This is a genomic window from Asticcacaulis currens (assembly GCF_028550395.1).
GTDB classification, from domain to species: domain Bacteria; phylum Pseudomonadota; class Alphaproteobacteria; order Caulobacterales; family Caulobacteraceae; genus Asticcacaulis; species Asticcacaulis currens.
In genome coordinates, this window is sequence record NZ_JAQQKW010000004.1 from 78,640 (window position 1) to 90,474 (window position 11,835).

An 11,835-nucleotide genomic window follows, 5' to 3' on the forward strand; every position below is an offset into this window, starting at 1 on the left:
GACAACACGCGTCAAGGCACGGCTGTGAAGGTGGCGCTGCCGTCCGTGAAATAGACTTCTGTAACGCCCTCGTAGCCGGAATCCGTACCAGCATAGAGCCAGATTTCGCCCTGAGCGTTGGCCGTTACGGGGAGGGTATTGGTTCCACTCGAGAGAGATTTGAATTCGAAAACGGGGGCGGCGCCGCATGTGCCGATTGATTTGGCGATGTTCCCTAGCACTAGCGAATTGGCGCCAGCATCCATTTGAGAGCCGATGTCGAAGTCGGGGCGCGCCCAGTTCGATTTGGTCACTTTGCCAGGGACATGCGCCAGAGCACCTGTTTTGATAAGTACGGCTTCACCCTCGGCTCCGCCGATACCGGGGCAGCCCGGCGGGGCGCTTGTCGCAATGCGCAAGGAAAAGGCCACCTTGTAGGTCTTGTTTGGCGTAAATCCATCGATGCGCCTGTAGAGGTACATGAAGACATCGTCCGGTCGATTATGGCTCTTCAACCGCCACCCCTTCTGTGCAGGCAGAGGCGAAGGTAAGTTGGCTAACGCCGCCTCGAACTCGACAGCGGCTTCGCCGTCGATAGGGAAGTCCGCGAAATCTGCTGTCCAGGGAACCGCCGTCGAACCAAAATCAAGGTCGACTTCACGCGGCGGAGTCGGGACTGGCGTCGGAGGCATAGGCACTGGAGGCTGGCTGCCTCCGGATTCACCTCCGCATGCGGATAGGGCCATCATGGAGAGAAACGACAAACTTATGAATCGGCGGCAAGACATCAGAGGGCTTTCTTGTGCGGGCATAAGGAAGATAAGCTAAGGCCTGCGCCGATTGCCCGCGAAAAGATGTCAAAATTTACCCAAAATCGTCCGGTCTGCGGCGGTAAACGGCAACCTTGTTCATGTGGGCTGCGCGGGGCGAAACTTCCCAAGCCGTGGCGCTCAGGCTTCGGCCATGCTTAGAAGGTAGTCTCGTATGCGCGGTTTAATCTGCCGTCACAGGAGAATTCGAGAGCTAGGGACGCCTAAACTGGAGAGCTCGCAACCGAAGGCCGGGCGCAGCCGCGTCACGCTTGTAACTGCCGCTTTTTCGCAAGTTACCCACTGATTTTGGGCACAGGTGGTCGTATAAGTCGTTCATTCATAGTATGCCTACAGGTAAGTAAGAAATACCGCCTGAAAATAGTTCATAGTCCTAATAGCTCCCTTAAGGCATGCCATAGAAGCGCTGGTTTCTGGCCTTCCACCGATGATGTGAACTGTTACGGGTGCGCAAAAAGCAGGGGACTTACGAATGTGGCCCCAGGCCTTTGAGACTATCCTGAAGCCCTTCACGGCTATTGCTATGCAATAGCCATTCCCGGAGGCATTGGGTCACAGTCCCAGGCTGAGGTCGCGGCGTAGGGACCACGTTTCGCTGACCGTTATCCTTGCGACACGATCGACGGCGCGTGCGCGCTCCTCTCTTACACCAGTGACCGCCATGACCAAGGACATGAGGCTGCCCTCATTGCAGAGCGCCCTATCGTTCAAACTCGTCCGGGGGACGAGCAAAATGTAACTAGGTAACTCACCGCCGACTAATTGACGATACCATGTCCAGCCGAGCCCGCCGGCGCGGCGTTTGTGAACGATGGAAATCAAGATCTTCCTGAAGTCGGCGTCGTGGCCGGGCAATGGCTCGACTTTGTAAACGTCCATTTCAGGAGTCGGTGTTCGGGCCTCCAAGAGGAAGGTTGTGCTCGCTTCGGTCCATAGGGCGAGTGTGTCTTGCCGCGTTGGGCGGACGAAGGGACGAACGGTGCGTGCAAAATCCACTCCGTCTTCAGAGAGACGAGGACGCCGGTCCAGAGCCTCGATCGGCGCGAAAGTCCCATCCACAAAAGTGCCGGGACGGGCGCCGCTGGTGACGATCCAGCCATACCAAGGGAGCTGGTCGCCGGCCGCGCGATGCCAGTCCAGATGTGACTTGTAGCCCTGCTCGAATTCAGCTTGTCGATCCACCTCGTAGCTGTAGAGAAGTCCTGCGGATGCTTCTGGGGGGACTGTCTCGGCTTGCGCGGAGGGAAAAATGGTAGCCATCGTGAACAGCACCAATGCCAGTGCTTGTTCAAACCATCTCAGCGACATGATCAGTTCCTCTGCTGCGGAGCGAGCCAAGACATGGCCTCGATCTCAATAAGAAATTCCGGCCGGAAGAGCGCCTGCACCTGGACCAGCGTGCTGACTGGTGAGCGCGTGAGACCGGCAAAGTGTTCATCTCTTACCTCGCGCAAGACTGGGAGGTCGGCGATATCAGTTACAAATATGTTTAGCTTGACGAGGTCGGCGAAAGTGCCATCACGGGCCTTGAGCGCAGCACTTAAGTTTAAGAAAACCTGGTGAGCTTGAGCACGAATATCTCCACACCCGACGAGATTTCCTGAAGCGTCTAGCGCCACCTGACCGGCGATTAGCACGAGCCTCCCGGCATCTAGCTCGACAAGCTGGGAGTAACCGAGCGGCGACGGCAGACTTTCGGGATTCTCGAAGATCGGAGGGACCATGTGAAGTTCCTTGAGATAGACATGACCGAAATGGCATGGCATTATTGTTCCCACAATCCACGCAATTTGAAACAGGCTGTCCGAAAATGCGAACACCGCTCCGGGTGGCTACCGATCTGGATATCTTCGCCGAAATTGCCCGCTCCGGCGGCTTTAGGCGGGCGGCGGTGCACTTAGGCATGCCGGTGTCCCGGCTTAGTGACAGGATCAGCAGCCTTGAGGCGCGGATGCAGGTTCGCTTGTTTCACCGTAGCACCCGAAGCGTCGCCCTGACCGAGGCTGGCCTAACACTCTTCCGGGGAGTGGAGCCGGTACTAGCCTCACTTGACTATGCGGTTGAAGCGGCGTGCGTGCCTTGCGGTGAGCCGACCGGTAGGCTCAGGATCAACGCAGCTCCTCCCGCGGCAGATTTGGTGCTGCCGCCGCTGCTTTCTTCCTTCTTAGCCTCGCATCCTCGAATCGACGTTGAGTTGACGGCGGATGACGCGCTCGTCGACGTAATCGGCGCCGGCTATGACGTCGGAATTAGATATGAGGAGAACTTAGCACCTGATGTAATCGCACTTCCCCTCGGAAAGCGCCAACGCTATGCACTTGTAGCCTCGCCAAAGCTGCTTGCGACTGTGAAAATGCCCGCTTCTCCGGCTGATATCGCCGACTTTCCTGGCATTCGGCACCGATTTAGCAGCGGTCAGCTTCTCGAATGGGAATTCGAGCGCGACGGCGAAATAGTGCGCGTCATCCCCCGTACACGGCTCGTGACGGGCAGCGTAAATGCGGCAATCAGCGCAGCGTTGGACGGCCTCGGCTGCTACTTGACGATTAGTGACTACGTGGCTGGGCAGATAGCTTCAGGTGACCTCGTTAATCTATTGTCGGACTGGTTACCTGACTTCAGCGGCCCGTTTCTCTATTATTACTCGAAAGAATTGCTGCCGCCTGCCGTCAAGGCTTTCATCGAACATGTGAAAAAATCTCACCGGCACAATTAGTCTCACCGACTTCCGGGGTCATTGATTTTTAGACCCGTTAGAGTACATTTTGCGCAGAGCTAAAAAGACAATCAACAACCGACCAAGCACCAAAGCGGTGGGAAATTTTCCCAGCGATTATGTCCGGCCAGACCCACCGTAAAGGTGCTTTAGGATCGGCTTCTGGTTGTGAAAACATCAGCGCTGTTCGCTCGACTCCGCGAACTAGGGTTTCTTTGTTTCCGAACGCGTTGATCAATGCTGCCAGTCGATGATGAACTTGCCGTTGGTCTCTCCGGCCTGAAGCTTACGATGTACGCTAACGAGACCATCGGGCCGCGTTGTCTGAATTACTGGCGAAATTCGCCCAAGTGCCGCCAAGCTGAAGATCTGCTGCATAGCCGCCTTTGCTTCGATCGGGCGGCCATGGGCGAAGCGATAGACGTCGGAGACACGAACCCCGACATTGCGACCGAAATTTCTGAACAGGGCGGCGGCAAGCGAGGAACCCGGAAGGCCTTCCAGCAGCCCATAAGCAACGGCGATGCCGTAAGGTGAAAGCAAATCGAGGTCTTGAGCAAGCGTCTCGCCGCCGATTGGATTAAAGCTCGCGCGAACGCCCTTATTCCCGGCAAGGCGGCGGACCTCCGCTAAAAGGCCCGCCCTGTCGGCTTTATCGATCGCGGCGGTCGCGCCATTGGTGAGGACGACGCCCAGCTTGCCGGCGCTCGCGACACCAATTGTGTGAACACCGGCGCATCGCGCCAGCTGTATCAACGCCAGTCCGACTCCCCCGGCCGCGGCGTGCACCAACACGAAGTCGTCTTCCTTTACCTGTGCCAGATCGTGCAACAGTGACCACGCGGTGAGATAATTCATTGGTATGCCTGCAGCAACGGCAATGTCGATGCCATCTGGCAATGCGTAGACATGCGCGTGGTCGACCAGCGAGTACTCTGCATAGCCGCCACCTGAAAGCGGACCCATCCAAGCAACGCGGTCTCCATTTCGAAACGCTGTTTGACCCGTGCCGACATCCTCGACAACGCCTGCTCCCTCGACGCCCGGCACATACGGAAATGTCGGTGGCGGCGCGTCAGGCCAAAGACCTCCACGGATCATAACGTCAAGAAAATTGATACCCGATGCAGCATTGCGCACCAGTAGCTGGCCTTCCCTAGGCTTCGGGATTGGCCGCTCAGTTGTCGTTAGTAAGTTAGCGTCCCCGATCGCGGAAATTTCGAAGGCCCTCATCTCATCCTCTCATGACTAGCGGCTATAAATTTTATCATTGCATTTCTGCAGGAGAAGCATTGTTATTACTAAAACAGTGATGCAAAAATGAGAAAGCCACCACCCTATCGCGATCTCGCTCTTCTGATCGGGATCATGCAGACGGGCAGCCTAAGCGCGGCGGGTCGCCAGCTCGGAGTGCCGGCCGCAACGGTTAGCCGGCGACTGGCATCCCTTGAACAACAGCTTGGTGTGGAATTGCTGCGCAGATCAACGCGCAGCTGTTCACTGACGATCGAAGCGATAGATCTGCTCGAGAGCTTGGTCGAACCTTTCGAGGAAATCGCAACTGCAGTGGACGGGCTGTCGAACCACGCTGGGAAACTTCGAGGCACCGTTAGGGTCACTTGCCCAGTCATGGCCGGACGGGACAGGATCGGTCCGACCGTAACTGCCTTTGCTGCCGATCACCCCGGTCTGAAGGTGGAGTTGATGCTCTCGAACCGTTCTGTCGATGTTATCGGAGAGGGGTTCGATATTGCATTTCGGCTTGGCCCAATCGAGACGGACTCGAGGCTAGTCGTCCGGAAACTGTGGGACGTTCCTTATATGCTGGCCGTTCACGATGACCTGCTGGTTCGCTACCCGTTGCTAGGCACCCTCCAGACCCCGGATGATCTCGGAAAGGTACCTTGCGTTGTGACCCCTCCGATGGATCGATGGAGGTTCCAGAGCGAGTCCGGCCGACGGCGATCGGTCACGCCGGTACCCGCCTTCAGCGTCAACGACACTGAATTGGCGATCGAGGCCGTTCGCCGTGGAATGGGAGTCGGGTTCCTGCCAACGTCGCTCGCTGAGCGGCTGGGGCCCTCGGTGAAGGCGGCACATGTGAAAGGATGGCGACCGGTTGAGCGCGCCATGCTTGCATTATTCCCTCCGGGAGCCGGTCGGTCTCCAAAAGTGAGGGCGCTCCTCAATGCCTTTGCCGATTTGAAGCTAGACGAGCGATAATCGCTGGGCCGAGATCGAAAAAGATGATCCCTTGATCAGGGTTACCCGCTATAGTGGGTGAATGCACGACCATGAATCTACCTAAACTTATCCGGGTCCAAGTTCTGTAGAGATCTACCTTCAGAATTTGGGTGAACTGTACAGACGTTTGACCGTCCACTTAATCACGTCAATCCGGCGACACAGTTTTTCAAGGCTCGAGGATTCACGGCTCCCTTTTAATATCTTGGGTGGGCCAAACCTCGAAGGCCAACGAGGGATGAAAACTGCGTGAGTAAGCGATTCTGGCCAAATGCTGAGCTATTTTTTTGGCCCAGATTTCGACCTTCTTACGCGTGCTCACTGCCAGGCGCGCGGACTGCTTTGAGAAAGCGACCTTGATGCTTGGCATTGCATACCCGCGTCGTTGCTTCATGCACCTAAATTTTGTCGCTAACTCCGCAGCGGCTTCGTTTGAAGAAATCCAGTGCCGCTTGGATTGGCCTTGAGTTCCAATACGACCCCAGTGCCGGGTCACCGAGACGTCGCCAAAGAGCCTCGGCTGGACATATAGCTCGTAAAAACGGGCCATGTTACGCGCTGGGTCTACCCGATGGAGAACGGTCCCTCACATCGCCATATGCCCAGTGAATACAATGACTTAGTGTAACACAACGACGCTGGTTCCCATAACAGAATTACGTCGTCATTTTGTCTAGGCCGAATAGAAATGTCGCGGTTTGTGCCAGATCGAAATGTCAGTCAGACGGGGGAGGCGCGCAGCTTTTTAAGCCAGCGCAGCGCACCGAAAGGCCGCGCCGATGCTACCAGTCAACGTCGCCCAGAATTTCTTGGTCAGGATCGAATTCGACATCATATACCAAGTCGTCGAGCCGCGCTTTCAGATCGGAGCTGAGCGGCTTTAGTTTCTCAGGGTGCAAGTCGATTTCAGCGTCTAATGAAGCGAGGATTTCTGCGAGATCCGGATCGTTTTCCACCGGTTTCAAATTCTCCATTCCCTCTTGGCCAATTGCCAGCCTAACGCCACGGTGCGAACGTTGGTATCTTTTCTTTGAGTAAATGTGGATCTACACAAAATAATGCTGTAGCACGTCCCAAATGACCGAGGATGATGAACAACTAAACTCAAACCCCAAAGGCCCGCATTTCGATAAGATCTGCCTTATCGGTCTTGCGGGTTTAGGAGAAGACGAGTCTATCCTGACAGTGACCTATTTGTTTTCAGATTTCGGCTCTCGGCATGTCGATCACGATTTGCTTCGCCGTAATCGATGTGGCCAGGAAGAATTTTGATACAAGTTTTCTGGTGATATATCCCGTCGGTCACGCCTGTTAGAGACCAAGCTTACCAGCGGGCTCAGAGGTCTTCAGCTTCGCTCGGCGGACATAGCTCCGCATAGTTGTTAGACTGCGATGGCGGGTGTGGCCCATTATTTCTTCGTCGGGCACTCCGTTCCTGTAGGCGGTTGTCACGAAGCCGGCACGTAGACCATGCGGGCTTACCGGCTCGGCGAGTGTACCTTTTATCCCCGCATCAGCGGCACGCCGAAGCAAAATTTGGCGAACAGCATCCTCGCTAAGACGTCGGCTTTCCACCCGCCCCGCCTTATTAACCTTTCGGTAAACAGGACCAATTTGGATACCAGCATTGTCGAGCCATCGCCGGAGGGCTCTCACGGGGCAGGTGGCTTCGTTACGCCCGAAAACGATCGTCACCTCGGCACCTCTGCCTTCTTTATCGGTCTTAGACCTCTCGAGTAGCAGCCGGACGCCATCCTCGAACCAGATCAGCTTTTCGGCGTCCAAAGCGACAAGCTCCGAACGACGCAAAGCGCCGGCGAACCCTACCAGCAACAAGGCTCGGTCGCGATCTCCCGGAAGGCTGGCGTCGCAAGCCTCGCTCAGCGCTTTGAGTTCTTTTGTAGTCAATGCGGCGGCGCGTCGCCCACGACTGCCATGTGTTCGGCCGATACCGCGCAAAGTTTCTCTGATTGAAGGGTGCTTCGTGTCGAGAGGATGGCCTGCCATGCCTGAAGCCCGCGCAATGGCGGCAACACGTCGCCTTAAGGTCTGCATGGCGTAGCCTTCACCGGCGGCCGCAAGATATGCGCCAACAACCTCCGGCGTCGCTGGAAACGCTGACAAACCGCTGCGCTTACACCAGGCCTCGAAATCTTTCGCGTCTGATGCGTAGGCCCGCAAAGTCGCTGGCGCGTCTGCGGCATCCTGATAGGTCTGTGACTTCGCCAAAGCCATGGCGGCACGTGCTGTGGGCGGCTTGGGTTTTTGATTGTCCATTTGGCCTATATACCCTATATCACACGCGATAATAACCCTTATCACGTGTAATAATCGAGCAAAATTTTTGATAAAATCATGGTGCCGTTCAGAGCATAGTTGGAACTGTTTGTATGCATTCTCAGAAATGCTCGTGATCAGGTTTACGACCATTATACAAATGTATTGCTGACCAATCGGGCGGCCTTGAGGAGCAACACGCTAACCACTGGAGGCCGTGCGAGTCCGCATGGCAATCACCTCCATTAGATTTTCGACCCAGAGGAATTCGTCAGCATATCGTCTACTGGATCGAGGTGGTGTCCAAGTTCGTCCACCATCTCCCCGAATAGATATCGGCGACACCGTCGGACGAAGTTGCACAAATGTTAAAGAATCAGTCGCCGACATATCCGGACGTACGTCCCGATGGCGGTTCCGAGACGTCCATGTCGACCTGTCTCCCGTGCATACGATCGGGTTCAAGTCCCCCATAGGCGACCTCACCTTCTTCGAAACCATTCGACCTTCTCTGGACCGCATAACGTCATTTTGGATGAACCGCGCATTGAATGCGCGTTTCCGGCCGATGATCAGACCGCCGATACTTGCGGGTCATTGGCTCAGGCCAATTCAAATGCCGCATCGCAGCGTTTCAGGCCCGCTTTTGCCGACAAACCGCGCGGGTCCTTCGTATGATCCCAACGGCGTTGTTACTCTCCCTTGGACCTGAGATTGGCGCAGGATCATGGGCATTAAAAGGCATTTTCATGAAGTTTCGTTATTTGATCGCAGCCGTCAGCTGCCTGTATTCCCCACCCGCCTTCGCCGCAGACCCGGCCACCGATCCGATTGCCAAGTTTCGGTCGACCATTGGTGATTTCCAGCGCATCACCACGCCGGATGGCGTTGAGGAAAACTTCACTGCGGACATCAACGGCACGAAGCAGTTCGTCTCGGTCAGAGGCAACCATAGAGGCAACCCCCTCATACTGTTCATCCACGGGGGACCGGGTGCACCCGAGCTACCCATCTCGTGGGCCTTCCAAAGGCCTTGGGAGGAATACTTCACGGTAGTGCAGTGGGAACAGCGCGCGTCAGGCAAGACGTGGCCGCTCAACGACTCCGCCGCCATCGCTCCGACACTGACGATTGAGCAGTATCGCGATGACGCCATCGCCCTGATCGAGCAGCTCATCAAGCGCTACGGCAAGCGGAAGGTCATCGTCATCGGCCACAGCTGGGGCTCCATCCCTGGCCTCATGACCGCCATCAAGCGTCCCGATATCGTTCACGCCTATGTCGGCATCGGCCAGATCATCGATTTCCGCGAGGGCGAGCGGATCGGTTACGAGCAAATTCTCAAGCGCGCGCGGGAAGACAACAATGCGCAGGCCGTCACCGAACTGGAAAGCCTCGAACCCTATCCAGGCAACGGTGCCTTTGATGTCGACAAGATCACCGTGCAACGCAAGTGGTCGATCCACTATGGCTACCTGACTGCGGGCCGCGATAATCCCAACGCCTATTTCGCCATGCATCACTATTCACCGGCCTACGACTCGGATGCGATCAAGGCGTGGGGTGAAGGCAGCGCGTTCACCATCGAACGCCTTCTACCCAAGCTGGCCGACGTCTCGTTCAAGGACGTGAAGAGCCTCAAGGTCCCTGTCTACATGTTCCTGGGCCGCCACGACTATACCACGCCCAGCGACATCGTTGATCAGTGGGTCAGGGACGTCAGAGCTCCCGACAAGCTTTCGATCTGGTTCGAAGATTCGGCTCATACCATTCCGACCGATGAACCCGGCAAGGCTTTGCTGACTCTGGTGACTCATGTTCGCCAGAACGCGCGCGGTCCGGGAGAACATCCTGCGCCCCTGCCCTGATCCAAACGCTTGGTCGCCCGCTAGTCTCGCTGGAGTTCCATCGGAAAGGTGACAATTTCTTCCTTGTGCGGCGCGTTACTCGGGAGGCGGCCCCTTGCCCTCCACACCAATGGTCGCCGGGCCACCGTTCGCGAACACAATGGGCGGTAGCCGACGCAGCCGCCCTTGCTCTACTGTAAACAGATGGAGCGTGTGGGCACCGATGGTTTCCGCCATGACCAGTTGAATCGCTGGATCAAAAGCCACGCCCTGCGCACAGGCTCTCATCTACGGACTGTCTTAATGCTCATCCCTCGCCTCGCCACTGAAGACGACATCCCAAGTCTCCTTAATCTGATGAAACTGGCAATAGACCGTCTTCAGTCAGACTTTCTGTCGACTGAGCAGATAATCGCGAGCCATGCGATTATGGGACTGGACACCCAACTCATCGCTGATCGAACATATTTTGTTTTAGAGCAGAGTGGCGTGATCGCCGGTTGTGGTGGGTGGAGCCACCGGGCGACGCTTTATGGTGGAGATCACAGCACAAGCCTGCGGGAGCCCGGGCTGTTAGATCCTGCGACAGATCCGGCCCGCATTCGGGCGATGTACACGAACCCTGAATTCAAGCGACGCGGCGTCGGTAGGCGGGTTCTTTCGGTGTGTGAGTGCGCCGCACGGGCAGAAGGGTTTATTCGTGCAGAATTGATGGCGACTCTTGCTGGGGCAGCACTGTACAAGACTTGCGGATATGAAGTAATCGACACAGTCAGCGATGATCGTGGCGGCACACCTGTTCCCTTAGTTCGGATGCGCAAGGCGCTATGACAATTCCTCAACCATACGGCCGCACCTGACGAATTCACTGTACCATTGCTCCCGACAATCGCTCAGTGCGCTTTTGTTTGGGGAAATGGGCAAGCGATAGCTGGCACTCGCTTCAAATCCTGGAAGAAAAGTAATATAATCGGGTGTATGCCACACCAAAATTCCACGGACGCCATCAACGCGTTACTTCAGGATTTCCGCTTTACCGGGGTTTCTTACGGCCAATGCGAAATGCAGAAGCCCTGGAGTATCTCGTTCACCCCTCAATCCACAGCACGGTTGCACTTGGTTGTCGAAGGAGAGGCGTGGCTAAAGTCGGGAGACGGCGCTTGGGACCACCTCGCCAAGGGCGATCTAGCTCTTTTGGTCCGCGGTCCAGAACACATTCTGGCCGATCGGCCAAACCGGCCGTCAACGCCGATAGAAGAATTGGCTGGCAGCGAGATCGCTCCAACGGTCTTTGAATTCGCAATTCCTGGACGAGGTAAGCGGACTGTGATGACCTGCTGCAGCGTAGCCTATCACGGGCCGGCCTTGAAATCTCTCACTGCCCTTATGCCGGAAAGTATAATAGTGCGTGCCGGATCGAACGACATCTCCGACCCTCTCCTCTTTCCCCTGCTCGACGCCATGGCGAACGAGATCAGGGAAAAGCGTATGGGCAGCGCGACGATGTTGACGCGATTAGCGGACCTTGTCGTCGGGCGTATCATCCGTAGCTGGGCGGAAACAGCCCCGGCCTACTCGAACGGATGGTTAGCAGCTCTCAATGATCGGCGCCTGAGCAAGGCTCTCATCGCGATGCATAAGAATCCTGGAGATGATTGGAGCGCGCAAACCTTAGCCCGTCAGTCGGGCATGTCGAAATCCGCCTTCTACGAGAGATTTACCGCGACCGTCGGCCAGACGCCCTCCAAGTATCTTGCGATGCTCCGCATGTCGGCCGCCATCGAAATCCTCCGTTCCGGTAAGACGAATATCAACACGCTTGCTTTTAAGGTTGGCTACAAATCCGAGGCGTCTTTTAGCCGTGCGTTTAAGCGACTTGTTGGTCATGCGCCGGGCGCTGCGCGTCGGAAAGGAATGCCGGAAGAATTGCAATGAAAACTGG

The 11,835-nt window shown here is 56.2% G+C and carries 11 protein-coding genes and 1 pseudogene; 5 read left to right on the forward strand and 7 right to left on the reverse strand.

Annotated features, from left to right (window positions below; genetic code table 11):
- Positions 1-11: 11 nt before the first annotated feature.
- From PQU94_RS07975 to PQU94_RS07985, 3 genes are all read right to left on the reverse strand, one after another.
- Positions 12-494: a hypothetical protein gene (locus tag PQU94_RS07975; protein WP_272740935.1), complete on the reverse strand. Its 483-nt coding sequence runs from the start codon at positions 492-494 to the stop codon at positions 12-14.
- 867 nt (positions 495-1,361) lie between these two features.
- Positions 1,362-2,117, reverse strand: coding sequence for a hypothetical protein (locus tag PQU94_RS07980; protein ID WP_272740936.1), 756 nt, complete (start codon positions 2,115-2,117; stop codon positions 1,362-1,364).
- A gap of 2 nt (positions 2,118-2,119) precedes the next feature.
- The gene (locus PQU94_RS07985) at positions 2,120-2,533 is read right to left on the reverse strand and encodes a RidA family protein (protein WP_272740937.1); all 414 of its coding nucleotides are present in this window, start codon (positions 2,531-2,533) and stop codon (positions 2,120-2,122) included.
- Between the two features lie 35 nt (positions 2,534-2,568).
- Here PQU94_RS07985 and PQU94_RS07990 point away from each other — a divergent pair, with 35 nt between their 5' ends.
- Complete coding sequence (locus PQU94_RS07990) at positions 2,569-3,525, forward strand: LysR family transcriptional regulator (RefSeq protein ID WP_272740938.1); 957 nt, start codon at positions 2,569-2,571, stop codon at positions 3,523-3,525.
- A gap of 234 nt (positions 3,526-3,759) precedes the next feature.
- On the opposite strand, the gene PQU94_RS07995 is transcribed toward PQU94_RS07990, so the two are convergent.
- A complete protein-coding gene (locus PQU94_RS07995) occupies positions 3,760-4,758 on the reverse strand; it encodes a quinone oxidoreductase family protein (protein WP_272740939.1) in 999 nt (332 codons plus the stop codon).
- Positions 4,759-4,845: 87 nt separating this feature from the next.
- Between PQU94_RS07995 and PQU94_RS08000 the strand changes: the two genes are divergently transcribed.
- Positions 4,846-5,748: a LysR family transcriptional regulator gene (locus PQU94_RS08000; protein ID WP_272740940.1), complete on the forward strand. Its 903-nt coding sequence runs from the start codon at positions 4,846-4,848 to the stop codon at positions 5,746-5,748.
- Positions 5,749-5,953: 205 nt separating this feature from the next.
- On the opposite strand, the pseudogene PQU94_RS08005 reads toward PQU94_RS08000, so the two are convergent.
- The 3 genes and pseudogenes from PQU94_RS08005 to PQU94_RS08015 form a co-directional block, all read right to left on the reverse strand.
- A pseudogene (locus PQU94_RS08005) lies at positions 5,954-6,337 on the reverse strand (WGR domain-containing protein); the annotation flags it as partial.
- Positions 6,338-6,551: 214 nt separating this feature from the next.
- Positions 6,552-6,743 carry a type II toxin-antitoxin system PrlF family antitoxin gene (locus PQU94_RS08010; protein WP_438263737.1) on the reverse strand — a complete coding sequence of 64 codons (192 nt, stop codon included), beginning with the start codon at positions 6,741-6,743 and terminating at the stop codon, positions 6,552-6,554.
- A 337-nt stretch (positions 6,744-7,080) separates the two neighbouring features.
- Complete coding sequence (locus tag PQU94_RS08015) at positions 7,081-8,199, reverse strand: site-specific integrase (RefSeq protein ID WP_272740942.1); 1,119 nt, start codon at positions 8,197-8,199, stop codon at positions 7,081-7,083.
- 596 nt (positions 8,200-8,795) lie between these two features.
- Here PQU94_RS08015 and PQU94_RS08020 point away from each other — a divergent pair.
- The 3 genes from PQU94_RS08020 (at position 8,796) to PQU94_RS08030 (ending at position 11,828) form a co-directional block, all read left to right on the forward strand.
- Positions 8,796-9,914 (forward strand): alpha/beta hydrolase, encoded by a 1,119-nt coding sequence (locus tag PQU94_RS08020; protein WP_272740943.1) that lies wholly within the window; start codon positions 8,796-8,798, stop codon positions 9,912-9,914.
- Between the two features lie 282 nt (positions 9,915-10,196).
- Complete coding sequence (locus PQU94_RS08025; RefSeq protein WP_272740944.1) at positions 10,197-10,724, forward strand: GNAT family N-acetyltransferase; 528 nt, start codon at positions 10,197-10,199, stop codon at positions 10,722-10,724.
- A gap of 147 nt (positions 10,725-10,871) precedes the next feature.
- Entirely contained in the window at positions 10,872-11,828 is a 957-nt protein-coding gene (locus tag PQU94_RS08030; RefSeq protein WP_272740945.1) for an AraC family transcriptional regulator, read from the forward strand.
- Positions 11,829-11,835 lie beyond the last annotated feature (7 nt).